The sequence below is a fragment of the Senimuribacter intestinalis genome (assembly GCF_943192965.1).
GTDB lineage: Bacteria > Bacillota > Clostridia > Peptostreptococcales > Anaerovoracaceae > Senimuribacter > Senimuribacter intestinalis.
On the sequence record NZ_CALPCF010000013.1, the window covers coordinates 1 to 24,209 of the forward strand.

Below are 24,209 nucleotides of genomic sequence, written 5' to 3' on the forward strand. Positions count from 1 at the left end.
AAGGAAAAAAAGAGAAGTTAATATCGCGAACAATACTAACTTCTCTTTAAATCCCTTAACTTAATGCCATTGATTTCAGCACGATGGGGCTTTAAAATCACATGTGGTTATTTATTATTGTATTTTCTATCAATCCTGACTAAAAAGAAGGGCCAGATAATCAGTTCTGCTATCTAATACTCTGATGACTTCAATCTGTTCTATCGCAGCATTCACTTCATAAAAAACAATCTGTTTATCTATAATAAAAAAACGTATCTCTGTTTCTATTTCGTCAAACCTTTCTTTTAGCAGCATTCCCATCATTGGCTGTTTTTTTAACAAAGATATCCCTTGAAGAATTCGCGTCCGAAACTTTCTTGCTGCATTCTCATTGCCAAGTTCATGTTCCATATATCCTGCGGTGGATTCAATGTCAAAAATTGCTGACGGTCTGTATTTCACGTTCATGGCATTTCTACTCCAAGTCGCTTATATACATCTGCTTCGCTCACTAATTCTCCGGATTCTTTTCCCTCATCAAGTGCCTGCATCAGTTTTTCCATTGCTTTTGATTTAATGTACTCTGCATTGTCTCCGGAAACCTGAAATGGAAATCCACCGGCATTCAGTGTCTGCTGTAAAAAAATATTGATTGCCTGAGTCAAAGTGATACCACTTTTGGCATAAATGGATTCCACCTCATTTTTTACCTCCGGATTGATTCGGAAATGATAGGTAGCAGTTTTCGGTGCTGAAAGTGCATTCTTCATGGTTACTATACCTCCTTAAGTGTTTCACCAATATTATATCCTCTCCTTACCAAAAAATCAATATACGTGATACATTGTGCTGCATTAAAATCAAATTACAAGGAATAAAGCAACTTTACAGATACTTCTCAAACCACTGCAGCATCTCATCGTAGTAATGCTGTTGCTGCTTAGGATGAGACGGCTGCTCATGCGCTACGTGCGGATAAAGCACCATCTTTACAGGAAGATCCGGGTGCAAATCCTTCACCGCCACAAAGAGCTGGTGAGCGCCTTCTACCGGTGTACGCAAATCATCAGTTCCATGGAGAATCAAAAGCGGCCTGTCAATACGCTCCGCATAGGCAACGGGAGATTCTTTCAGCTGGTTAACCATAAACTCTTCGAAGCTGTCATAATCCTTGCTGCACCCTTGCATGTCACTGCTGGCGTAGCTAATCATATGATTTGAAATACTCCGCTGTGTAACATAGGCTTTAAACCGCTTACTATGAGTTGCCATATAATTTACCATATAGCCTCCATAGCTTCCTCCTGTCACACCGATTCTTTCCGGATCAATCCAAGAAAACCTCTTGCAGGCTTCGTCCACAATCTGAAGACAATCCTCATAAGCCCTGTTGTCATAAGCCTTTTTAATATCTCCGTGATTCATGCCATAGCTTGAGCTTCCTCTCGGGTTGCAGTAAATCACCGCATAGCCTGCTCCTGCGAAGCACTGGTGCTCAATAGTAAAGCCGTAGGTATAAAACGGATGCGGTCCGCCATGTACATACAGAATCGCCGGATACTTTTTAGAAGCATCCAGATTTTGAGGCGGCATGACCCACCCATGTACACGACTGTCTCCATCCAGTGTATCCACAAAGAACTCCTCCGGCTGACTGTAGTTCACTGCATCAAGTAGCTCCTGGGCAGACTGAATACCGGTCTCAGTACATACGCCGGTTGCCAGTTCCAAAATCTGATATCTCTCCGGTACCGTCTCCTCACAAACCGCAATCAGAGCCTTGCCGTTCTGAATGGTTGAAATACCATGGACGACCTTCTTCCCGCTTTGTATTACGCGGGCTGCACCGCCATCAACCGGTACACCGTAAAGCCGGCACTGACCTTGCCAGCCTGCGTGGAAAAACGCTTCCTTTCCATCTTCACTGACCTGCAGCTTGTCAAAACCCCAACCGCAGAAAGCATTATACGGAAACTGTACGCACTGCAAGCAATCCTCGGAAGGTTCGAAAATACACTGATATCCGCTTCCATCTGTTGCGATTTTATAAAGGTACACATCCGGATAGGTTATTTCGTCTGATAGTTGTATATCATTTGGCATTTCCAAACAGCCTGCGATAATATATTTTCCGTCAGGTGTTGCCACCGGTCTAACCGGATTCGGGTAGGAAACCAGCCATAAATCCTGCGTTAAACGACTGATTTTGCCAACCTGTGCCGGTTCTTTTGCTTCAATCCGAAGAAGATCCATGCCCAGAAGCTGTTCTTTATCACGAAATCTACTGCTTCCACAAATTACAAAGCTTCCATCTGCCGACCAGTTATGGTGCATATAGTCAAAATCCCCGTCTGTAAGCTGTGTGGTCTTTCCCGTCTCAATCTCTGTCATGTAAAGATGCATATGACTATCCGGGGTATAAAATCCAATACCGTCAAATTTATACCCAAAATCCTCTATTACAATTGCCTCATCCTCATATTTGCGCTGCGGGCTGCTGCCTGCCGATGGAGAAGCAAACAAAATTCTGCTGCCGTCCGGTGACCAGATTGGCTCCATGACAGGCGTTTTCATAGAAGTAACCCGTCTAACTGCCTCAGTTTCTAAATCACAGATATGAATTTGACGTCCTGCTGCTGTAGAAGAAATAAACAGCAGCAATTTTCCATCGGGACTAAAAGCAGGGCTCCCCTCACCGCCTCCTCCGGCTGTAATCGTTTTTTCGGTCCCATCTGCCAGGTTTCTCAGTTTGACAGCTCCTTCTACCGCATATGCGATCAAGCTTTTTGATTCTAAATAATCCGCTCCGGTAAATCTCTGAAGCTCCAGACAATCTGCAAATTTAGAAGTTCTTTTACTCATGTTTCCCACCTCCGCACAAATATGTGGTAAACCAGTCTGTCATCTCCGAAAGATGCCTAATCTGATTATATAGTTTTCCAATTCTGTCTACGCCGTGATTTTCTGTCGGGAACATAACAAGACGCACCGGAATTCCAGGATTTCTATCCTTCATCGCAATAAAAAGCTGTTCTGCCTGCTCAAAGCTGCAGCGGTAATCTTTATAGCCGTGCAAAATCAGAAGCGGCACTTTCATGTTGTCGATATAGGTAATCGCATTCCCTCTTGCTCTATCCAAAAGCTCATCCAGCATTTTCATGCCTTCCCAGTTCGGTCTTGCTGAAATGAATCCCATATCACCTGTTCCGTAAGAAGTTGACGGATTAATCAGTGAACGCTGCGTTACTGCTGCTGCAAAATGGTTTGTTCTGCCAATAAATTTATTTGTCATATATCCGCCATAGCTGCCTCCGGTTACACCGATTCGCTTTTCATCGATGAAGCCCTTTTCGCAGGCTGCCTGCACCACAGCAATCAAGTCGTCCATGGCTTCCTTCGCCCAAGCGATTCCGCCTGCACAAAAAGCTCTGCCATAGCCGACGCTGCCCCTTGGATTTGCAAAAATTACCGCCATGCCGGCAGCTGCCAGAGCGTGAAACTCATGCCAGTATTCTGCTGTAAAGGTACATTCCGGACCGCCGTGAATATAAAGCACCGCCGGATATTTCTGTCCCTTTTCCTGATTTTCCGGGTGCATCACCCAGCCTTGCAAATCAGCCTTTCCGTCAAAGGATTTCACAGAAAGTTCCTCTGTCTTTGGCAGTTCATAATCAGAAAGCCAAGGATTCGCATCAGTTAGCCTGTGTGCCTCCTTAGTGCCTGCCAATTTGACATAAGCTTCTGCCGGTCCTTCAAAATTTGCCATTAAATATACCAGACTTCCCTCCTTTGCTATCGCAAATTCGTGAATGCAGGTTTCTCCCGCTAAAATCAGTTCTACAGGTTCTTCAATCCTGTGTAAGTGCTTTCTGTACAAGCTTTCTCTTCCGCAGAAAGTTGACAAAAAGTACAGATAATCATCCTCCGCACAGCTAAAATAACTGCTGCTCTCTCCATATACTGAACGTCCCACAGGAAATCCATTGAGCCCATGGCAAAGCTGATCTTCTTCCTCCCCGATTACGGCTCTTGTTTTATTGTCTTTCAGACTGTATGCATAAGGCAGTATGATGGTACTTCCATCTTCCAGCATCGGACAGACAGCGAACACAATTTCTTTGCCATCTTCTGAAAAAGCCGGACAAGTATCCGCATAAACTCCGATGTCATTTGTCAGCTGCTTTGGCTTCCCTCCCTGAATATCACAGAAGAATAGCTCTGCCTGCCGTCCCTTTGCACCTGTATGGGGATATCCATAGAAAGCGGCTGTACTGCCATCAGGTGAAATCTGTGGATACACATATTCCAATCCATCTACGGTCAAAAGTTCCTGCGCTCCGCTCTCAATATCCAGAACTGCAATCTTCGGCAGCTGACCCTTTCTCATGCCATACCATTCATCCATTTTGTAGGTCAAATCGGTGATTTCGTAAGGACTGTATTCCACTTCTTCTTTCCACGCAGTCTTCTCTTCATTTGACATGATGACAAACATGGACGCATCGTCAACCTCCTGCTGCCATAAATCAATTTCTAAAACAGCCTTTTTCCCATTTCTCGACAAGCTGTAACGATTGACTCCATGTCTTGCAGATGTCAGCATTTCACAACTTTGTGTTAAAATATTATACTGATATAACTGTCTCTCGCCGCTTGCATCAGACAAATAAAGCAGCGTATCGTCATCTAAAAACTGCGGCTGACTGCAGCTGCCTGCAAGCTGTAAAACCTGCGGAGCGCTGTCTTTCAAATCCGTCAGGTGGATTTGTCCGGAAAACAGCCCAGTTTCTTCATCCCCTTTATAATTGACCCAGGCAGCCAGGCTCCCCTGTGGATTTACTGCAATCCCTGATAGATAACGGATATATTTCATATCATCAGGTTGAAATTGTTTCTTCATAAAAATTCTCCTTGCATAGCGTCAATTCACTTTACTTATTGACACAATAATAGCATATTTTAAACATTTTGTCAATATAATTCCACCTTATTGTCACCTTAGCCCAGGAAAATATCTAAAAATAGGGCTGTCCATTTCTGGCACAGCCCACTAGGAGGTAATTTATTTATTTTAACTTATTGCTTCTTCTCCAGATACCCATTTTTTCCGCCTGAGAAATCAGGTCTTGCCGAAAATCCGGATGCGCTACGGAAATCACTTTTTCTGCCCTTTCCCAAAGACTTGCGCCTGCCAGGTTAACCATTCCCTGCTCTGTCACCAGATAGTAAGCGTGACTGCGCGGGTCTGTCACTACATCGCCTGCGCCAAGAGATGGCACAATACGGGATTCCAACAGCCCTGTCTCTTTATTCACATAGGTCGACGCCATACAGAGAAATGCCTTTCCGCTCTTTGACAGGAATGCACCATACTGAAAATCCAACTGACCGCCGGTTCCGCTGATTTGACGAAAACCTGCCGTCTCAGCGCAGGTCTGTCCGAACAAATCCGTCGTAAGGCAGTTATTGATAGAGACCATATTATCCTGCTGTCCTATCACCTGAGGTAAATTGGTATAATCCACCGGATAGCTGGCAAGCCCCGGATTTTCAGCTGCCCACTGATACAGTTCTTTACTTCCCAGACAAAAGCTCCATACACCTTTACCCCGATTCAAATTCTTACATCGGTTAGTCAGTTTTCCGCTCTTATAAAGATCCAGATATGCGTCGCACAGCATTTCCGTGTGCATGCCCAAATTCTTTACATCGGACTGCGCAATCAGTTTGCCCACCGCATTTGGCGTTCCGCCGATTCCCAGCTGCAGCACTGCGCCGTCACCGATTTCCTCACAAATATACGCTGCGATAGCGCTGTCCGTTTCTGTAGGCGCTGCTGCTTTCAGAACAGGAAACGGCTCGTGCTCGCCTTCTATAATATAATCCACCTGAGAAATATGGATACATTCCTTTTCGCCGCCGTAAACCCGCGGCAGATGCTCGTTGACTTCAACTACCACCGTCTTTGCCTTTTCCAAAATCGCATAAGCCGCTGAGTTGGTCAGTGAAAAGTTAAAGTACCCGTGTCTGTCCATCTGCGAAACCGTGATACACGCCACATCGACCTTCAGAAAATCTCTGTAATATTTGGGCTGACTGCTGTAGTTCATTGGAATATAACTGCACAGTCCCTGATCCGCATATTTTCGTTCCAGCCCGGAAAGATGCCAGCTGTGATAATGAAAGGTACTGCTGCAAGGATCTGCTTCCAGTGTTGCCAAAGGTTTCAGCAGCATGGCGCCGCGAATCTTTACATTCTGCAGTTCCTCCTTTCGCTCTGCCAGGGCTTCATCAAAGAGATATGGAATCTGAGAAATCATTCCATAGTCTACCCAGTCCCCGCTCTCCACCAAAAGAGCTGCGCTCTGCGCGCTAACTTTCTTTCTGCTGTACTCTGTCTGTAATAGCATTACTTATCCTCCCCGGCAAGTCTGACAAGCTCCTTATAGCGTGCTTTGGCGTCCTTCTCCGCCTGTGCAAAGAGACGCTCTGCGTTTTCAGGAAAAGCTTTATGTAAGGAGGCATAACGATTTTCCCCTTCCAAAAATTCTTGGTAGTTCAAGGAAGGTTCTTTGGAGTCCAGACAGAACTTGCCGGTTTCTTTGTGCGGATTGTATCTGTACAGGAACCAGTAGCCTGCATCTACCGCACGCTTCATTTCTTCCTGGGCTTTGTCCATACCTATTTTCAAGCCGTGATTAATGCACGGCGCATAGGCAATAACAATGGACGGACCGCAAAAGTGTTCCGCTTCGTCGATGGCTTTCATCAGCTGGTTCGGATCTGCGCCCATAGCTACGCTGGCAACATAGCAGTTGCCCTGAGACATCATCATCCGTCCTAAATCCTTCTTAGCAGATTTTTTGCCTGCACTCTGAAACTGGGCTACAGCGCCAAGAGGCGTCGCTTTGCTGCTCTGTCCGCCGGTGTTGGAATAAACTTCCGTATCCACCACAAAGATATTGATATCTTCGCCCTGGGCGATCACATGATCCAGTCCGCCAAATCCTATATCGTAAGCCCAACCGTCGCCGCCGTACATCCAGACAGTTTTTCTTGCCAGTTGATCTTTTGCGCTGATAATCTGTTCTTTTAAAACTCTGCTGCGACCTGTCAGCTCTGTTTCCTCAAGAGCTGCAAAGAGTGCCTTTGAAGCATTCATGGAAGCGTCCACATCGTCAAAAGTGTCAAGCCACAGCTGAATCTGCGCGGCAAGCCCACTTTCCAGCTCCATAAGTTCGCAGACCCACATGCGCACCTTGTTTCTCTGCTGCTTCATAGACAGCAGCATGCCCAGCGCAAATTCCGCATTATTTTCAAAGAGTGAATTACTCCATGCAGGACCTCTCCCTTCTGCATTTACCGTATATGGAACCGATGGCATTGCGGCGCCCCACGCCTGGGTACAACCTGTGCCGTTTGCCCAGTACATTCTGTCTCCGTAAAGCTGCGTCAAAAGCTTCGCATAAGGGGTTTCGCCGCAGCCCGCGCAGGCCCCGGAAAACTCGCACAGTGGCTGTTTAAACTGGCTTCCCTTGACGGTATTTTTTGCAAAGCAATCCTTCTCCTTTATAGTAAGTCCGTATTCCCACTGTGGTGTTACAGCCATGTCAGCAGGCGCGGCTATCATCTGCAGGGCTTCGCCCTTTTTCGGGCAGACGGAAACACAGCTTCCGCAGCCGGTGCAGTCCATATCGCTGACCTGCATGGAGAAATACATCGTTTCCTCGCCCTTTACACCCTTTGCTAAAGCAATCGCAAAGCCTTCCGGCGCAGCCTTTTTTTCATTTTCATCTAAAAGATATGGTCTGATAACACCGTGAGGGCATACGTAAGAGCAGCGGTTGCACTGGATACAGCTTGCGGCGTCCCAGAGAGGAATCTTTGCTGCAATACCGCGCTTTTCGTAAGCGGTCGTTCCCATAGGCATGGTGCCGTTCTCGTAGCCTTCGAAAGTAGATACCGGCAATGTGTCGCCCTTCTGCCCGTTGATTGGCATCAGAATTTCTCTGATAAATGACGGCAGCTTGGTCGCATCAACGGGAGTTTTCTCTGCACCGGCATTATCACTCAACTTTACAGCCTGCACGCACTGCATACCTGCGTTGATAGCCTGCAGATTCTTCTGCACCACTGCTTCGCCCTTCTTCGCAAAGGATTTCCTTGCAGCTTCTTTCATCTGGTTCAGCGCCGCTTCCTCCGGCAAAATCTCCGCCAGCTTAAAGAATGCCGCCTGCAAAACCATGCTGATTCTGCTGCCAAGACCCAAACTTTCTGCAATACCGTTTGCGTCTATAATGTACACCCTTGCGCCCTTGTTCAGCAGAGTTTTCTTAACTTCCTTTGGTAGATTTTTATCGCTTTCCTCTACACTCCAACGTGTATTGAGAAGGAAAATGCCGCCCTCTTTCAACTCTGTCACGATGTCATACTTATCTAGAAAAGACTGATTGTGGCAGGCGATGAAATCCGCTGATTTCACCAGATAAGTGGACAGAATCGGCTCGTTTCCAAAGCGAAGATGGCTCTTGGTGATCCCAAAGGATTTTTTCGTATCATATTCAAAATACCCTTGGGCATACATCGGTGTATTTTGTCCGATAATTTTAATGGAATTCTTATTTGCACCTACCGTTCCATCACTGCCCAGCCCCCAGAATTTACACGCTTTCGTGCCTTTGTCTGCAATCTGAAAACTCTCGTCAACCGGAATGGAAAGTCCGGTCACGTCGTCCTCTATGCCCACAGTGAACTCTTTCGCAGGGCAATCTTTCACAAGATGGTCGAAGACCGCTTTTATCTGCGCCGGTGTTGTATCCTTAGAAGAAAGGCCGTAACGTCCGCCGCAAAGATACGGTTTCTGCTCTTCATTGGCAAAAGCACCGCAAACAGTTAAATACAGAGGTTCGCCCATAGCGCCCATTTCCTTGCAGCGGTCCAGCACAGCAATTTTTTTCACCGTCTTTGGCAGCGCCCTCAGAAAATATTCTACGGAAAACGGATTGAACAGATGAACCTGCAAATATCCGACTTTTTCACCGCAAAGATTCAGGGCTTCTACAGTTTCTCTCGCTGCGCCGCTGACGGAGCCCATAGCTATGATGACACGCTCTGCGTCCTTGGCGCCGTAATAGTTAAACAGATGATAGTCCTCTCCTGTGATTTTGTTGATTTCTGCCATATATTCCTCTACAATAGCAGGAACATTGTCATAGGCCTTGTTGTTGGCTTCACGGAACTGAAAGTATACGTCCGGATTTTGCACTGTGCAGCGCAGGGTCGGATGATCAGGGTTGAGGGCTTCTTTCCGGAACTGCGCCAGCGCTTTCCTGTCCAGCAGCCGGTCAAATTCTTCATAGGAAATTGCTCTGATTTTCTGGATTTCGTGGGAAGTTCTGAAGCCGTCAAAGAAGTGCATAAACGGCACTCTGCTTTTAATCGCTGCCAGATGGGCGATTCCCGCAAGATCCATGGTTTCCTGCACACTGCCCGATGACAGCTGGGCAAAACCTGTCTGTCTGCAGTTCATCACATCACTGTGGTCGCCAAAGATAGACATGGCGTGAGTCCCCACAGTACGTGAAGCGACGTGAAGCACGCCTGGCTGTCTGGTGCCGCTGATTCTGTGCAAAGCCGGAATCATCAGCATTAACCCTTGGGAAGATGTAAAAGTCGTTGCAAGGGAACCTGCTTCCAGCGCCCCATGTACTGCGCCCGCTGCACCTGCTTCCGACTGCATTTCCACCAGGGTTACCGACTGCCCGAATAAATTCTTTTTTCCAAGGGCTGACCACTGGTCGGTCTTTTCCGCCATCGGTGAAGAGGGTGTAATCGGGTAAATGGCTGCAATTTCCGAAAAAGCGTAAGCCGCATAAGCTGCCGCCTCATTTCCGTCTGCTACCATGATGTACTGTTGTTTATCCATAGAAAAAATCCTCCTTAGAAGTATTGATTTCACACTTTTCTTCTATGGAGGATTTTACCATCATTCGAATTATTCATAAAACGGTAAAAAGTCATATTAAAAATTCCATTATGGAATATATTGTTTTTCGTCTTCTTCCTCGCAAAAGGCCTGCACATAGGCAAAGAGCTCCGTTTCAAAGGCTGCTGCCGCAGCAGTTTGTTTCTCCCCTTCGCTTTCCTTTTTCAAAAAGAACAATTCCCATGTATCGTCGCAATCCTGCAGCTGATAAATCTGCAGACTGACATTGCGGCCAATAGAGTCTGCCATAGAGGGCGTACAAACAGCCCAGTAATCGGTTCCATCCAGAAACGGCACAATTCCCTGCACCGTGTTCAGTTCCAGTCTGCTTTCACTTTTACCGGAAAACCAGCTTTGCCGCCAGTGCTTCATACTGCGGAAATTACCACCGGTAAAACGGATTTCTTTCGCCGGATCCAGCTCCTCAGGTGAAATAGACATAATCTCACCTTCCTTTGGATTTTCGCAGTAGCGGATAATACAAAGCTTCTGCCTGCTGATACACTGCCGCTGTATTCCCGCCCGCTCCGACTCATAGGCTACAATTCCATAATCCAGCGTGCGGTTTTCGAGCATTTGATAAATCTGATCGGAATTGTAAATACTTGCCACGACGCGAATATCTGCATGGTCTTCCAAAAACTCCTTCAAAAAAGGCGCAATAAATCCGTAATAGGAGCTTTCACTGATTCCCAGCATAATGGTAGAAAGAGAAGAATTTTTCAGACTCTCCGTCTCCTCAAAGAGATTTTTCCACCGCTCAGCCACGGAAATAAACTGCTCCCCCTGTCTGGTCAGCAAAATCTCACGACGCCCCTTGGTTCTTCGAATCAGCGTGCAATTCAGTTCTTCCTCCAAGGCGGCAAGCCGCTTGCTCACAGTGGACTGAGAAAGATACAGCCGCTGGGCAGTCTTTGTGATATTTCTCGTACGTACTAAATCAAGAAATATTTCTATGGTTCTGTAGTTCATAGTCTGTCTTTCCAATCTAAATTTTCATTTCATGCGCTGTGGCTTTTCCAGTTCATTATACACCAGAAAGGCAATTTAGTTCAATCGACAAATCTGATTGTACAGTAATAAAAAACACCTTGCCATGTCATTCTTTCATGATATAATAGATTTAACAGGAGGTGAACATATGCCGCTATTTATATTAGGACTGGTCTTTGCGGTCGGTTTATTTATCTACTATATGGTTTCTACCAGCGGAAGTGGTCAGGACAATACGCCCAGCAAAGATCCCTACGAAAAAACGTCTCAAGCCTCTGACTTAAAAAAAGAAGGTAATGTCATTTTTCTTCCAACCGATATTGAAAAAGCCAAAAAAGAACATCGAAGGAAGCAATAAATATCGAAAAAATAAACCTCTGCCCGCATATACTGCTGCAGAGGTGTTTTTATGTCTAATTACAATCGTATCGAAAAATCTTTTTCAAAAGCGCTGCGTCTTTCTTACAATGTGCTTCCAAAGCTTGTCATCATGAGCGACTGCCACCGCGGCACAGGAACCTGGGCTGATAACTTTCTCAGAAACAGACCCATCTATACTGCTGCGTTAAAACACTACTATCAGGAGAATTTCACCTACATAGAACTTGGCGATGGTGATGAACTGTGGGAAAACCGCCGATTTGCCGACGTCTATAATACCCATCAGGAAATCTATCAGATTCTGCAAAAATTCCACGATGAGAGCCGTCTCTTCATGGTCTTTGGCAATCACGACCGAGTCAAAGAAAACGGCGCTTATCTGTGGCGGGGCCTTTCCGGTGCTATCCCCTTTTATGAATCCATCATCGTGGAAAGCCCCGGTATGCCTCCTCTTTGCATGTTTCACGGATATCAGGGCGATCATATGAACGATGAACTTTGGAAAATCACTCGCTGGCTGGTGCGCTACCTGTGGCGTCCTTTAGAGCTTCGCGGTGTTAAAGACCCTACCAGTGCTGCAAAAAACTACACCAAAGTGCGTAAAATCGAAGAGAATTTCATCAACTACAGCTGTAGAAAGAAGTGCATTCTCATTGCAGGTCACACCCACAAACCTGCTCTAATGAAAACCGACTGCGGCATGTATTTTAACTGCGGAAGCTGTGTTCACCCTTCCGCCATCACCGCCATAGAAATTCAGAATCACACTGCAAGTCTGGTCAAATGGTCTGTCTGTGCAAACCCTGATATGGTGCTTTACGTCTGCCGGGAAACATTAAAAGAAGTGCACCTTTAATGCTGTGCACTTCTTACTTGGTTATCAAACTATCAGAAAATCAATCTGTCTTTCTTCCGGGTTTGCCGCCAGCACCTCTATGGTAACCCGGTCTCCCAGGGCATAAATATTGTGACTGAGTCTGCCGATAACCCGATATTTTCCTTCCTCGTAATCGTAATAATCATCACGCAGACTGTCAAGGCGCACCATACCCTCCACTGTATTAGGCAACTGCACATAAATGCCAAAATTAGTCACGCCGCTAATGACTCCTTCAAAGCTTTCTCCGATGTACTGCTGCATATACTGCGCTTTTTTCATCTTTGCAACTTCTCGTTCCAGACTCTGCGCTTTTCGCTCAGTCAGTGAAGCTATTTCTGCCGCAGCCTGCGCGTCAGCCTTATATTTTTTCAGCTTCTGCTCATCTGCCCTGCCGCAGATAGAATCTTTGATAATGCGGTGAATACAAAGATCTGGATATCTTCGGATCGGTGAAGTAAAATGACAGTAATACGGAAAGGACAATCCAAAATGTCCCTGACAGTCGGTGCTGTAAAATGCCTTTTTCATAGAACGCAGCATGACAGTGCTGACGATATTTTCGTAAGGCATGCCCTCCACTTTCTGTAGAATATCATTGAGTACTTTGGGATGAATGTTGTCAGGATTTCCAGGCAGATTAATGCCAAACCCCGCCAGAAATGCCTTCAATTCCACAATCTTATCCGTGTCCGGTTTCTCATGAACACGATAGACGAAAGGATATTCCATCCAGTAAAAATGCTCCGCCACAGTCTGATTGGCCGCCAGCATAAACTCCTCAATGAGTCTGTTGGCAGTGCGCCTCTCGGAAATCCCGATGGTCACCGGCACTTCCTCTTCATCCAGTTCTATTTCCGCCTCATCAAAATCAAAATCTAAGCTGCCCTTTTCCTTTCTCTTCTTTCTGAGAATTTCTGCAAGGCTTCCCATAGCAAGAAGGTCGTCATAAATATCCTCATATTTTTTAATCAACGCCTCATCTTCATGCTCCAAAATATCCGAAACATCATCGTAGACCATTCTCGCCTTGGAACAAATAATGCTTTCAAATATCTCATAGTGCACTACGCTGCCGCTCTCATCAATTTCCATCTGACAGGTCAGGGTCAGCCTATCTTCACCCTGATTCAGACTGCAGATTCCATTGGAAAGCACCTTAGGCAGCATGGGAACTACTCTGCTTAAAAGGTACACACTGTTGCCCCGTTTTAATGCCTCCCGATCAAGATGACCGTCCGCCGCCACGTAGTGACTGACATCAGCGATATGGACGCCTAAAAGATAATTGCCGCCGTCAGTGATCTCTATAGAAACACCATCGTCCAAATCCTTTGCCGACGCACCGTCTATGGTAATAATCGTTTTATCCCGCAGATCCCGTCTTCTTCTAATTTCCTCTGCAGTAATCTCCTCCCTGGACTTTGCCTTTGCCTCTGCATTGACCCTGCTTGGAAAAGTCTCATAGAGACCGCTTGCTCGAATCAGCGCTTTGATTTCGCCGCCTGTCTCTCCAAAGCGTGAAATAATCTCAGTGATTTTTCCTTCTGCACTGACATTTTTCTCAGGATACTTAGTAATCTTTGCAACTACCTTATCTCCATTCTGTGCACCTCGAAAATCCGATTTCTTTACAAAAACGTCATCATTATTTCTCTTATCATCAGAAACCACGAATCCAAATCGCTTATTCTTTTGAAAAGTTCCTACAACTTCTGTATTGCCTCTCTCTAAAATTTTGTCTACAATGCCTTCTCTGCTTCTGGTTCTAAACTGTTCCGGCAGCAAATCAACAGAAACAGTATCGCCGTGCATGGCGCCGTACATATTGCTTCTGCCAACAAAAATATCTCCGCCCTCTTCCTGACGGACAAATCCAAATCCCGATTTTGTTTTTTCCAGTACACCGGTCAGTTTCTCAGTCCCCGGTGTATAAAACTGTTTCTTTCTTCTTTTTCTCATGGTTCTATTGTATATGAAAACTCTTCTCATTACCAGAACAAATTCAAAACGCAGGGAATTTCCCTGCGCTTTGCCCTTCACCTTTTCAGGCGAAATTCCTTTGGTTATTACTCGGCTGTCTTTGCATCGTTGTCGCCGCTGCCGTCTCTGCCGTCTGTTCTTGCTTTATCGCCGCCGTCAGGATCTAAAGCGTCTTCAACATCATCTACCGCATCGGATGCGCCATCTTTCATATCATCGCCTAAATCCTCAACGTCATCTTTAACGTCATCGGCACCGTCTTTGACATCCTGTTCCATATTGTTAGTCGGGTTGTCAGAAACGTTGTCATTATTGTCGTCACTTCCGCAGCTGGTAAAGACTAGAACAGTCACCAGTAATAAAGCCATTAGAAAAAATCTGGTCTTTTTCATGTTGAAACTCCTTTCTTTTTTCTAAGGTTATTATCTGATGTTCTTCAAAAAATATGAAAGGTATTATTCGGAAACTATTTCAGTTCAATCAGCTAAGCAGTTTTTCCGGTGAAAACTTCTGTCGTTTCGGATCTACAACTAAAACTCTGCCATCCAGTTGTTTTAAAAGATCGTCAGCGCCGTGCTGCATTTTGAAATCCATTTCTTCCCTGTAAAGTGGAATAATCTGGTAAAAATTAACTTCCTCTCCCTCTGTCAGAGGACAAATGTACTCCTCTTCATCGAAGATAACCGGTGTAATCAGCATACTGCCACAGAGCTGCGTGCTTTCATCAAAGCCTTCTCCATTATCGATGGTATGCCCCCATCCCAGCCAGGCATCTTCCTGTATCGGCAATCTGGCAAGAACTTTGAGCAGTCTGATCGGCCAGTACCACTCTTCCTTCTCACTCTCAAGGTCCCAGTAAGGCGGAAGGCAAATGACAAGTTCCGCTCTCTGCAGCTTATACTCGGAAAGATCCTCCGGCACATTCATGCGATGCGCTCCCATTCCCATGGTCACCAGTGTATAAAAATTACGTTCCTCTGTAGGTGGAATCACACAGATATCCACGTGAATATCCGGTGAAACCAGCTCATGAAACACGCTTTCAAATTCCCCAAAAGTTTCTTCTATGTACGTTTCTATAATTTCCTCTTCTTCACTGCTGTATACTTCCGGATTCAGTTCCTCATCAAAGAGTCCGTTGCGCCTTAAAATCTGCTCCTTGCACTCCGTAATGAAAAAATCTACATCCTCATCAGAAGGATCCAGATGCAGAGATTCTTCAAAGCACATCAGTGCATCTTCGTATCTGCCGCTGAAAAAATATGCATAACCCAGTCTGTAATGCCAGAGCGGATCGTCCTTTCCCATATCGTAGACCATCTGCAGTAGATCGGCAGCCTTATCGTAGTCGCCTTCCTCGCCGCGGTTATTATAGGCTCGCGCCAGATAGCAAATTGTATCGTAATCGTGTTCAGCGCCTTCACTTTCCAGTATCTTTATAATCTCTTCATGGTTGTCTTCCTCATGAAGTCTGTTTAAAAGTTCCTTTTCCATCTGTCAAATCCTCCATACGTTCTTCCGTTGAGAAAGGCGCCTTACGCCCTTTTCAACAGAAGCAAAAAAAGCTGGTTGTTTATATTATACTAAATTATAGCCGGATATACAATCTTTTCAACACAGGGAAAATCTTGAAGTTTTATCCGATATAGAAAATATATGTGCAATGTGATAAAATAGTTTTAAGAAAAGGAGGCTGCTTCATGGATTCATATTTTTCTGTCAGTCACATTTCGACCGGCATTTATCATATTTACGAAAACAGCAATGTCTGCTGTACCCTTATCACAGGCACCGACGCTGCGCTGCTCATCGACACAGGCTATGGATTTGAGGATCTGCCTGCCTTTCTGCGTACAATCACCAATCTGCCCCTTATCCTCCTCAACACCCACGGACATCTGGATCACACCGGCGGCAATTTTCGCTTCTCTGAAACCGCATTGATTCATCCTGCCGAACTTTCTGTCTACGATCTATATCAGCATGACAAAGTCAGCATGCTTGCATTTTTAGAAAAACGTTATTCCGCAGGCAAAATAAAATATCCGTTTCCTAAAAATTTCAATCGCGAATTTTATCTGACCTATAAGCAGGTTCCATTCAGCTGCGCTGCAGATGGACACATTTTTGATCTGGGTAGCCGCATCTTAGAAACCTTTCTGCTGCCTGGACATTCCCTCGGCTCACTTTCCGTCTTCGACCACGAAAGCGGCACGCTGGTGGCAGGCGATACGATAGATAAAAGCCTTTGGATGATGTTTGACCACAGTGCGCCGCCGGAGGAACTTTCTGGTCGTCTACAGCTTCTGAAAGACAAATTTCCTATCCGCAGAATCCTCGCCTCCCATGCAAAAACGCCTTATCCGCCGGAGATGCTGGACGCAGTGATTTCTGCCATCAGCCACCGCAATCCCGAAAAGGATTCCATCTTCGTTCATCCTCGCCACGGTTACAAAGCGCTGCACCACAAAGAACCTGTAAGCGGTATTTCCGGTGTCAACGAAATTCATCTGGTGTATCCTTTTCCAAAAGAAAAATGAGGGGTTCCAAAAGCTTTTAAAGCTTCGGGAATCCCTCACAAATAAACCTGCTCGATTATTCCTCTTCAGAAATAGTTTCTTCAGCATCTAAAGTTTCCTTGATGCTCAGGCTGATTCTCTTTCTTTCTTTATCAATTTCCAGAATCTTTGCGTTAACATCCTGACCGATAGAAAGTTCGTCAGCAATGTTAGTCACTCTCTTGTGCGCAACTTCAGAAATATGTACCAGTCCATCAAGACCCGGCTCTAATTCGATGAATGCACCGTATTCCTTAATCTGTACAACTTTTCCGGAAACAACCTGTCCAATCTGATAGGTCTCGTCAATTACGGACCATGGTTCAGGAACAGTCTGCTTCAAACCTAAGGAAATCTTTCCTTTTTCTTCGTTCATAGCCAGAATCTTTACCTTAACAGTATCGCCAATCTGCAGAACTTCCTGCGGATGTTTCAGCTTGCCCCAGGAAATTTCGGAGATGTGAAGCAGTCCGTCGATTCCGCCCAAATCGATGAATGCACCGTAATCGGTAAATCTCATCACAGTACCTTCTACGATATCATCAACGTGCAATCCTTCCCAGATTGCAGCAATCTTCTGTTGTTTCTCTTCTGTAAGAACTATCTTGCGGGAGAATACAACTCTGCCTCTCTTCTGGTCAACTCTGCTTACTCTTACATCCATAGTCTGTCCAATAAATTCATCTGCGTTTTCTACAAACTTATCGGAAAGCTGGGAAAGCGGAATGAATCCGGTAACTTCCTTGTAAGCAGCGATTACACCGCCGTTAACCTGTCTTACGACTTTTACAGAAATAATTGATTTATTTTCAAGAGCTTCGTTAATCTCATTCCAGTGCTCATTTATCTCAAGCTTTTTCTTTGAAAGTAAGATTCCACCGTCGCCGTCATCAGTTTTGACAACCTTAGCCTGGATTTCATCGCCTTCTTTAAATAAATCTGTCAGCTTCTGTCCTTCCTCTAATGTTACTTCTTCCACAGGAAGAATTCCGTCCTTTTTACATCCCATGTTTACGATAACTTCTTTTTCAGTTACCTGATGTACTTTACCGTCAACGATTTCGCCAGTGCGTGGTAGTCTTAAAGACGCGTCGATTTCATCCATGAAATCTTCCATTGAAATTTTTTCGTTAGTGATCATTTCACTCATGTTAGCAATAACCTCCTTAATTACGCATTCAGGTGTTGATGCGCCTGCTGCAACTCCTATTCTATTACATTTTCGCAATTGTTTCAATGGTAAATCTCGAATATTTTCAATAAAAAAGGAATTTTTGCACTTTTTTTTGGAAATTTCGTATAACTTTCCCGTATTGGAGCTATTTTTGCCTCCAATGATAACCATAGCGTCGACTTTTTCTGCCAAATTTTTACAGGATTCTTGTCGTTCTTTTGTCGCATTACAGATAGTATTGTAAATTTCTGTAAGAATATGTTTCTCTTCAAAGACCTCAATGATGTCATCCAGCAGTTTTTTTTGAATGGTAGTCTGGCAGACAAGAAAAACTTTTTCACATGTCACTGCCTCTGCTTCCTCCCTGCTTCCCACGATAATTCCCTGCCCTGCGCACCAGCCGTTAATTCCGATGACCTCCGGGTGATGTTTATCGCCAACGATGACAATGTTTTTTCCCTCCTGCCATGCACCGTGAACCAGCTGATGAATTTTTTCCACAAAAGGGCAAGTGGCATTGACGACAGTCAGTTCTCTCCTTTTGGATTCGTCAAAAAATGCCTTGGTCTCGCCGTGGGAGCGAACGATGACGATATCGCCCGGTTCTGCTTCTTCTGGACTTTCTATGATGCCTACCCCTCTCGCCTTTAAATCCTCTGTCACAAAACGATTATGGATCAAAGGTCCACAGGTATAAATCTGTCTTTTTTTCTCTATTTTCTCATTGAGATGAATCTGTTCTTCTGTTTTTTCAATGGCTTGCCGCACGCCGAAACAAAAGCCGGAGTGTTCAGCCCTTATGATTTCTGCCATATTTTTCTTCCAGTCCTTCTAAAAATTTCTTAAAAGAGGCTTCCGAGCCGTTCGCTGTCGGTCTGTAGTATTTAACCCCTTCCGCATACAAATTATCCGGCAGGTACTGCTGCTGCACGTATCCTCCAAAGTTGTGAGGGTAAAGATAATCCTTCCCAATTCCCTTATCCTTTGCCCCCTGATAATGACTGTCCTGCAAATGAAGGGGCACGTCGTCAATATTTCTGCTTCTGATATCTGCTATAGCATCAAAATACGCCATGCTGGCAGCATTCGATTTCGGCGCTGAGGCAAGCATAATCACTGCCTGCGCCAGATTGATAGCCGCTTCCGGATAGCCCACCATCAGCGCCGCCTGCATGCAGGAAGTGACGATGGATATAGCCGAAGGATACGCCATGCCGATATCTTCACTGGCGATGACAAGCAACCGCCTTCCGATCATCTGAATATCTGCACCACCGTCAACCAATCTTGCAAAATAGTGAATTGCCGCATCCGGATCGCTGCCTCTGATAGACTTTTGCAGCGCTGAAAGCAGATTGTACCGGTCATCACCTTTACTGTAAAAGCCAATCTTTCTCTGCATGGCTTCCGCCACCATTTCCTTAGTGATTTTCTTGGACAAATCCAGATTGTCCACAATAAAGCCCAGCGTATCCAAAGAAACTCTGCCGTCTCCTCCTGCCAAATCTGCCAGAATATCCAGGGCTTCTTCGTCATACTGAATATGCAGATTTCCAAAGCCTTTTTCCGTATCAGTCAGCGCCCGCAGCAGCATTTTCTTAATTTGCGGCGCCTCAAGACGCTTAAACTCATAGACATTGCGCACCCTGCTGAGTACTGCATTGTTGATAGCAAAATATGGATTCTCCGTAGTGCTGCCGATAAATTTAAGCACACCGTCTTCCAGCGCTTTCAAAAGAGAGTCCTGCTGCAGCTTATTCCACCTGTGAAACTCGTCGATGTACACGTAAGTTGTCCGTTTCTCCAGTCCAAAAAAACGCAGTCTTGCGCCTTCAATCAGTTCTTTCAGTTCCTTTGTTCCTGTGGTCGACGCATTGATTTCTGTAAAGCTGCTGTCCATTTCATTTGCGATAATTCTAGCCAGTGTAGTCTTACCCGTTCCCGACGGTCCATGGAAAATCGCCGAATCAAAGGTTTTATTTTTTATTGCATTGTAAAGAAGTGAGCCCGGATACAGAAAGTGTTCTTGTCCTACAAAATCCTGCAATTTGTCCGGTCTCATTCGAGTCGATAATGGTATCATAGTATTCCTTTCAAGTGGTTGGATTGGCTGTTTGCTCTTATCAAATTCATCATGACAGCTGGGTAATAAAAATCCCCTTCGCATAGGACGATTCAGTATCCTTCAAAAGAGCCAGGGCCTCTTTCTTTGTCCCCCTCTCAGAGCTGATGACCTTAAACTGACCGTCCGATTCCATAATCTCCGTATCGATGTCTTCAGTTTTCAATTTTCCTGCCAGTTCCTCGGCACCCGACTTGCTGCTGAAAACACCATACTGCAATGTGTATTCGCCCTCTGCGTCAGCTTTTTCTGCATCATTTTTGTCTTTCTGTTCTTCACCTTCATCGCTGCTCTCTTCGCTGCCATCTTTCTCATCGTCGCTGTGAAAGACATCTAGCAGATTGGACGGAAAATCCAGTTTCAAAACCTCCGTATCATAGCCTAAAAGTGGTGCAATAATAAACCTTGCCGTCATATATCCGCAAACAACTGCCACTAACATTATACCAACAATTCCTAAAAGATTCACCCCTGAATTTTTTCTTTGACGATGGTATCTTCTGATTTTTCTCTTATTCACTTTTTCCTGCCTCCTCGTGGATATGATTATTACATCATATGCGGCAAAGGAAAAAGTAGACATCTCCTTTTTGAAGAAATCAATCAGATGCGCAAAGAAAATTTAATACTGTATGTTCCTATATTTAATTCCAATTATAGAGAACCAAAGACAGCGCCAACACGCAAGCCAATCCAGCAGCAAGAGGCCCCGCGTATAGAACTCCATTAAGACCTAATTAAAGCTGAAAATCGGCGTACAGCCATGCGCCAGCCCGACAGTAAAAGCAACTATAATACTATTAAGTTTTATTACAACCCCGGATACTGCCAACGGAATATCTTCTCCATAAACAGAAAGCGCACCGTAATGCGTTAATGTATTATTCATCACAATATTAACAAGCATCATAACAATCTGATTGATAAAATGAGAAACACCAAGCTTTGCAATGTCTTGCATGTACTTTGCGCTTAATCCCAGCATATTGCGTCTGATCCTAAAACTTTTTCTTGGAAAAAACAATAATCTCTAAAAACTCCAATTGGTTTTTCCTAAAGTGGTACATGTACCATATTTTTTTTGGTACATTGACACCACTAAAAAGTGCGTTCTTCTGCGGCTGTATAATGTAAAAAGCCTGCCTGGTGCAATGCCAGACAGGCTTTTACTGTGCTGTGGTCCTACTGTATGCCGCACAGATATACTTCTCTGCGCAAATTTTCCAGATGATGCAACTGCGCTTTGTAACCGTACTCGTCGGATGCCAGAAACTCTGCCGCACTGTCGATATAACCTTCCCCAGAGGGGGCACCTTTTTCTCGAAGCATCCTCATAAGAGCCGCCAGCTTCTTTGAAAAATCCGTACCTGCGCCGACTTCTTTTCGGTAAATCATCTTGATTCGGTCGAACCCTTTGTCCACAAAGATACAGTCCACATTTACCGCAAAATTCTCGGAAAAAATACCATGTTTTTCGCACTGATAGACACCGTGAAGGAGACTGATTGCCACAGAAAAGATTTCCTCAGTAGACAGCTCTAAAACAGAGCTGAGCGGTCTAAAGCCTTCGGTTTTATACATGCAGGTCAAAGTGCCGTCCTCTTCCACAAAGCCAGCTGGCAGAAAGAGGTCACAAAGACCTAAGGATAAAAGCTCCACGATGTAATCTGGAATTTCCTCTTTGGCATATTGCGCTGTCAAATAGCTATTCATTTTACTTACCTCCACATTTAGAACAAGGTGTGTACCCCTGCTGCACTGCCTTTCCTTTCTCAATTTCCACGTAGTACCGCGATACAATCCTGCAATCCGCCAGATGATATACTCTGCCATTTTCCGTAAAACAGAATACCGGGCTGCCGATTTGGGCAAAACTGGCATTACATAATGAACATGGCGTATACCCTTTTTTTGTATCCTGCGACAGATACACCATCTTGCAGTTTGCTTTGATGTAGGTGCAGTGCTTTCCGTGGTATTTCATGCCCCACTCGGGAAAAATATATACGATTGTGTCATCATTTTCGGCACCTGCATCCGGCGGCTTTTTGTGCAGTTTTCCGGTAAAGGCTCTCGCCGTAAGACTGCAGTCAAAACGAATCGAGTCAAAAACTCCTGCCGGACTGTTCTCTGAAAAAGTGGCACGCAAATCAAGGTGCAGCAAATCCTCTATACCGGCTTCTTTGTACAAATATCTGTAAAATACTACCTGACAGGAATCCATTCTGAGATTTTCCTCGCTGCTTCTGCTTTTTATCAGAATCGGCAGCGCGGCGGGATTTTTGCGAAAAATGGTCTTTACAGATTCCATGCGCATTTCATCTGCTGCAGAAAATACCAGATTTTCACAAGACGCAAAGATCGGCACCAGGGACATCAGTGCTACTGTCGCTGCAATAAAAATTGGCATGACGATGGCTGCTTCCACGATGTAACTGCCTCGGCGTAAATTCCTACTTCTTTTCCTCTCTCTCATAAGACCTCTCTGTTTCATAATCCTTTCCATTGACTGTCATCACAAAGGATAGTCCTGCGTTGTACTCCCGAAGGAGAAATCCTTCGTAATAAAACCGTCTCATATTTATCTGAATCAAGTCCATCACCCGAAGCATTCTTACCTGTGAATCCATGGTGTAGGTAAATAATCGCAGGTAGTCTGCATAGGTCTCGCCCACATCTGAGCCAGTATCGATATAACCCTCTGACTGATTTTCAATCACAGACTTAATGTCTACTGCGAAGGTCTGCTCCGACTTTACTACCGGCACTCTCTTCCCATGGATTAGCAGCTGATAATCGTTATAACTTTCCGCAAGCGCCCAAGCTGAAAGCAAGGCTTTTTGTGTCACCAACGCCGCCGGACCCGGCGTCAAAATCTCCGCTGCCAAAAGAGCCTCATTGCTCTTTACAGGGTCTTTGAGCAGATAGGCAAGATTCATCATCTCTCGAAGCGCCACAATTCTTCTCTTTAATGTGCTTTTGTTTGCGCTGTCACTCTTCTTCCCGCAGATGATGTATTCGATTTCCCCGGAAAAATAGGTCTCCCCTAGGTCTTTGTCGTCAGAAGCATCTTTAAAATAGGCGAAAATATACTGATTAATCCACCAGTTTTTTCCAGTCTTTTCCAGCGCCGTTCCGATAGATGAAGCCCCTTCTAAAAGATTTTTCACCGCTGAAAGTGAGTATCCTTTTTTGGATCCTTCTGAAGGTAAATCATCAAAGATGACTGACGCAGCCGCAGGTCCCGTATAACCGAGAACCGGTGTAATCGTTTTCTCAGGCTTTTGAAACTTCTCCGTAAAAGCCAGCTTTCCCGCCGCTTCAAGCTGCTTCTCCATCACACCTGTATTGATTAGACAGTAGTCGTACAAACTGCAGTTTTTGATCTGATAGTCTATGTATTTTTTTCGGTCAAAAGAATCCTTTGCATAGAAAGTAAGTTTCTCCTTTATCTCCGCTGGATAGCCATAAAACCCAAAAATTTGGTATCTCTTCTGCAGGTTCAAATCGTACTCCGCCAGCACTGAATCCGCCCAAAGGCTGCAAAGCGCCTTGGTACTTCCTGCTACCGCTTTCTCCTTGGATACCCCCGTAAAGGTAAAGATCATCATGACCAGAGATACAAAAAACACACAGATAAAAACTGTAACTGAGCCTCTTTTATTGCTGAACATCAATACCTGCCGCCTCCCCCAATCTGATGATCTGCGAAGGATATACTGCGTAAATCCTGCCAAAAATATCATTTTTCATCACAATACTGCTCACGCCTCTCAGCTGTTTCGATACTGAGTCCCTATCCTCCAGCTTTTTATATACAGCACGGCTTTCAGCAGCTTCTTCTTGCAATCTCTCGTGAAGATTCAGCTGGCAGTCGAGGCAGGCATAGTAGTAAACAATCAGCAAAATGAGACTGCAAATCACCAGAATCAGCAGCGGAATCACTATGGTAGCCTCTACCATATCACTGCCCCGCCTGCTTCTCATCATCCGTTGAGTCCTTTAAAGGTATTATTGACAAAGGTGGTAATCTCCGTCTTAAAAATTAGTCCCAGCGCCACAGCAAGCGCAATTAAAATCGCCACCTGTACCAGTTCCATTCCTTTTTTGTTTTTTAATACTCTCATTATATGTACACTCCTTCCTTCATTTTC

General features: G+C 45.0%; 22 protein-coding genes. 3 read left to right on the forward strand and 19 right to left on the reverse strand.

Going from position 1 to position 24,209, the window contains the following annotated elements:
- Positions 1–129: 129 nt before the first annotated feature.
- From NFR88_RS11245 to NFR88_RS11275, 7 genes are all read right to left on the reverse strand, one after another.
- A complete protein-coding gene (locus NFR88_RS11245) occupies positions 130–444 on the reverse strand; it encodes a type II toxin-antitoxin system RelE/ParE family toxin (protein WP_251616029.1) in 315 nt (104 codons plus the stop codon).
- A gap of 2 nt (positions 445–446) precedes the next feature.
- Positions 447–752, reverse strand: coding sequence for a type II toxin-antitoxin system RelB/DinJ family antitoxin (locus NFR88_RS11250; protein ID WP_160200779.1), 306 nt, complete (start codon positions 750–752; stop codon positions 447–449).
- A 115-nt stretch (positions 753–867) separates the two neighbouring features.
- On the reverse strand, positions 868–2,844 hold the full coding sequence (locus tag NFR88_RS11255) for a S9 family peptidase (protein ID WP_251616031.1): 1,977 nt from the start codon (positions 2,842–2,844) through the stop codon (positions 868–870).
- Positions 2,837–4,882, reverse strand: a complete 2,046-nt coding sequence (locus NFR88_RS11260) for an alpha/beta hydrolase family protein (protein WP_251616033.1) — start codon at positions 4,880–4,882, stop codon at positions 2,837–2,839. Before NFR88_RS11260 ends, NFR88_RS11255 begins: the two co-directional genes overlap by 8 nt.
- 166 nt (positions 4,883–5,048) lie before the next feature.
- A complete protein-coding gene (locus NFR88_RS11265; RefSeq protein WP_251616035.1) occupies positions 5,049–6,392 on the reverse strand; it encodes an acetyl-CoA hydrolase/transferase family protein in 1,344 nt (447 codons plus the stop codon).
- Positions 6,392–9,907 carry a pyruvate:ferredoxin (flavodoxin) oxidoreductase gene (nifJ, locus tag NFR88_RS11270; protein WP_251616037.1) on the reverse strand — a complete coding sequence of 1,172 codons (3,516 nt, stop codon included), beginning with the start codon at positions 9,905–9,907 and terminating at the stop codon, positions 6,392–6,394. The genes NFR88_RS11265 and nifJ overlap by 1 nt, the downstream gene beginning before the upstream one ends.
- A gap of 108 nt (positions 9,908–10,015) precedes the next feature.
- On the reverse strand, positions 10,016–10,939 hold the full coding sequence (locus tag NFR88_RS11275) for a LysR family transcriptional regulator (protein WP_251616039.1): 924 nt from the start codon (positions 10,937–10,939) through the stop codon (positions 10,016–10,018).
- 169 nt (positions 10,940–11,108) lie between these two features.
- Between NFR88_RS11275 and NFR88_RS11280 the strand changes: the two genes are divergently transcribed.
- Together NFR88_RS11280 and NFR88_RS11285 are read left to right on the forward strand one after the other, a co-directional pair.
- Positions 11,109–11,318 (forward strand): hypothetical protein, encoded by a 210-nt coding sequence (locus tag NFR88_RS11280; protein ID WP_160200774.1) that lies wholly within the window; start codon positions 11,109–11,111, stop codon positions 11,316–11,318.
- 51 nt (positions 11,319–11,369) lie between these two features.
- Complete coding sequence (locus NFR88_RS11285) at positions 11,370–12,197, forward strand: metallophosphoesterase (protein WP_161907614.1); 828 nt, start codon at positions 11,370–11,372, stop codon at positions 12,195–12,197.
- A 24-nt stretch (positions 12,198–12,221) separates the two neighbouring features.
- On the opposite strand, the gene rnr is transcribed toward NFR88_RS11285, so the two are convergent.
- From rnr to NFR88_RS15145, 3 genes are all read right to left on the reverse strand, one after another.
- Positions 12,222–14,180 carry a ribonuclease R gene (gene rnr, locus NFR88_RS11290; RefSeq protein WP_251616041.1) on the reverse strand — a complete coding sequence of 653 codons (1,959 nt, stop codon included), beginning with the start codon at positions 14,178–14,180 and terminating at the stop codon, positions 12,222–12,224.
- Between the two features lie 107 nt (positions 14,181–14,287).
- On the reverse strand, positions 14,288–14,593 hold the full coding sequence (locus tag NFR88_RS11295; protein ID WP_160200771.1) for a hypothetical protein: 306 nt from the start codon (positions 14,591–14,593) through the stop codon (positions 14,288–14,290).
- Between the two features lie 88 nt (positions 14,594–14,681).
- On the reverse strand, positions 14,682–15,695 hold the full coding sequence (locus NFR88_RS15145) for a suppressor of fused domain protein (protein ID WP_306770822.1): 1,014 nt from the start codon (positions 15,693–15,695) through the stop codon (positions 14,682–14,684).
- 206 nt (positions 15,696–15,901) lie between these two features.
- On the opposite strand from NFR88_RS15145, the gene NFR88_RS11310 reads away from it, so the two are divergent.
- On the forward strand, positions 15,902–16,741 hold the full coding sequence (locus NFR88_RS11310) for an MBL fold metallo-hydrolase (protein ID WP_251616042.1): 840 nt from the start codon (positions 15,902–15,904) through the stop codon (positions 16,739–16,741).
- 55 nt (positions 16,742–16,796) lie between these two features.
- Here the strand turns inward: NFR88_RS11310 and NFR88_RS11315 are convergent, their stop codons facing one another.
- The 9 genes from NFR88_RS11315 to NFR88_RS11355 form a co-directional block, all read right to left on the reverse strand.
- On the reverse strand, positions 16,797–18,746 hold the full coding sequence (locus NFR88_RS11315) for a bifunctional 4-hydroxy-3-methylbut-2-enyl diphosphate reductase/30S ribosomal protein S1 (RefSeq protein WP_251616044.1): 1,950 nt from the start codon (positions 18,744–18,746) through the stop codon (positions 16,797–16,799).
- Positions 18,724–19,995 (reverse strand): replication-associated recombination protein A, encoded by a 1,272-nt coding sequence (locus NFR88_RS11320; RefSeq protein WP_251616046.1) that lies wholly within the window; start codon positions 19,993–19,995, stop codon positions 18,724–18,726. Before NFR88_RS11320 ends, NFR88_RS11315 begins: the two co-directional genes overlap by 23 nt.
- Positions 19,996–20,065: 70 nt before the next feature.
- Entirely contained in the window at positions 20,066–20,575 is a 510-nt protein-coding gene (locus NFR88_RS11325) for an SPOR domain-containing protein (RefSeq protein WP_161907618.1), read from the reverse strand.
- Positions 20,576–20,788: 213 nt separating this feature from the next.
- Complete coding sequence (locus NFR88_RS11330) at positions 20,789–21,040, reverse strand: hypothetical protein (RefSeq protein ID WP_251616048.1); 252 nt, start codon at positions 21,038–21,040, stop codon at positions 20,789–20,791.
- A 197-nt stretch (positions 21,041–21,237) separates the two neighbouring features.
- On the reverse strand, positions 21,238–21,768 hold the full coding sequence (locus tag NFR88_RS11335) for a DUF6382 domain-containing protein (RefSeq protein ID WP_160200766.1): 531 nt from the start codon (positions 21,766–21,768) through the stop codon (positions 21,238–21,240).
- A gap of 1 nt (position 21,769) precedes the next feature.
- The gene (locus NFR88_RS11340) at positions 21,770–22,531 is read right to left on the reverse strand and encodes a TadE/TadG family type IV pilus assembly protein (RefSeq protein WP_160200765.1); all 762 of its coding nucleotides are present in this window, start codon (positions 22,529–22,531) and stop codon (positions 21,770–21,772) included.
- Positions 22,509–23,729 (reverse strand): DUF5702 domain-containing protein, encoded by a 1,221-nt coding sequence (locus tag NFR88_RS11345; protein WP_160200764.1) that lies wholly within the window; start codon positions 23,727–23,729, stop codon positions 22,509–22,511. Before NFR88_RS11345 ends, NFR88_RS11340 begins: the two co-directional genes overlap by 23 nt.
- Positions 23,716–24,045, reverse strand: coding sequence for a hypothetical protein (locus NFR88_RS11350; RefSeq protein WP_251616049.1), 330 nt, complete (start codon positions 24,043–24,045; stop codon positions 23,716–23,718). The genes NFR88_RS11345 and NFR88_RS11350 overlap by 14 nt, the downstream gene beginning before the upstream one ends.
- Positions 24,042–24,182, reverse strand: coding sequence for a Flp1 family type IVb pilin (locus NFR88_RS11355; protein WP_160200762.1), 141 nt, complete (start codon positions 24,180–24,182; stop codon positions 24,042–24,044). Before NFR88_RS11355 ends, NFR88_RS11350 begins: the two co-directional genes overlap by 4 nt.
- Positions 24,183–24,209 lie beyond the last annotated feature (27 nt).

Bases quoted from the DNA above. Each gene is read 5' to 3' on its own strand.
- NFR88_RS11250 (WP_160200779.1), bottom strand. From the start codon at position 752: ATGAAGAATGCACTTTCAGCACCGAAAACTGCTACCTATCATTTCCGA.
- NFR88_RS11255 (WP_251616031.1), bottom strand. From the start codon at position 2,844: ATGAGTAAAAGAACTTCTAAATTTGCAGATTGTCTGGAGCTTCAGAGA.
- NFR88_RS11260 (WP_251616033.1), bottom strand. From the start codon at position 4,882: ATGAAGAAACAATTTCAACCTGATGATATGAAATATATCCGTTATCTA.
- NFR88_RS11265 (WP_251616035.1), bottom strand. From the start codon at position 6,392: ATGCTATTACAGACAGAGTACAGCAGAAAGAAAGTTAGCGCGCAGAGC.
- nifJ (WP_251616037.1), bottom strand. From the start codon at position 9,907: ATGGATAAACAACAGTACATCATGGTAGCAGACGGAAATGAGGCGGCA.
- NFR88_RS11275 (WP_251616039.1), bottom strand. From the start codon at position 10,939: ATGAACTACAGAACCATAGAAATATTTCTTGATTTAGTACGTACGAGA.
- NFR88_RS11280 (WP_160200774.1), top strand. From the start codon at position 11,109: ATGCCGCTATTTATATTAGGACTGGTCTTTGCGGTCGGTTTATTTATC.
- NFR88_RS11285 (WP_161907614.1), top strand. From the start codon at position 11,370: ATGTCTAATTACAATCGTATCGAAAAATCTTTTTCAAAAGCGCTGCGT.
- rnr (WP_251616041.1), bottom strand. From the start codon at position 14,180: ATGAGAAAAAGAAGAAAGAAACAGTTTTATACACCGGGGACTGAGAAA.
- NFR88_RS11295 (WP_160200771.1), bottom strand. From the start codon at position 14,593: ATGAAAAAGACCAGATTTTTTCTAATGGCTTTATTACTGGTGACTGTT.
- NFR88_RS15145 (WP_306770822.1), bottom strand. From the start codon at position 15,695: ATGGAAAAGGAACTTTTAAACAGACTTCATGAGGAAGACAACCATGAA.
- NFR88_RS11310 (WP_251616042.1), top strand. From the start codon at position 15,902: ATGGATTCATATTTTTCTGTCAGTCACATTTCGACCGGCATTTATCAT.
- NFR88_RS11315 (WP_251616044.1), bottom strand. From the start codon at position 18,746: ATGGCAGAAATCATAAGGGCTGAACACTCCGGCTTTTGTTTCGGCGTG.
- NFR88_RS11320 (WP_251616046.1), bottom strand. From the start codon at position 19,995: ATGAGACCGGACAAATTGCAGGATTTTGTAGGACAAGAACACTTTCTG.
- NFR88_RS11330 (WP_251616048.1), bottom strand. From the start codon at position 21,040: ATGCTGGGATTAAGCGCAAAGTACATGCAAGACATTGCAAAGCTTGGT.
- NFR88_RS11335 (WP_160200766.1), bottom strand. From the start codon at position 21,768: ATGAATAGCTATTTGACAGCGCAATATGCCAAAGAGGAAATTCCAGAT.
- NFR88_RS11340 (WP_160200765.1), bottom strand. From the start codon at position 22,531: ATGAGAGAGAGGAAAAGAAGTAGGAATTTACGCCGAGGCAGTTACATC.
- NFR88_RS11345 (WP_160200764.1), bottom strand. From the start codon at position 23,729: ATGTTCAGCAATAAAAGAGGCTCAGTTACAGTTTTTATCTGTGTGTTT.
- NFR88_RS11350 (WP_251616049.1), bottom strand. From the start codon at position 24,045: ATGATGAGAAGCAGGCGGGGCAGTGATATGGTAGAGGCTACCATAGTG.
- NFR88_RS11355 (WP_160200762.1), bottom strand. From the start codon at position 24,182: ATGAGAGTATTAAAAAACAAAAAAGGAATGGAACTGGTACAGGTGGCG.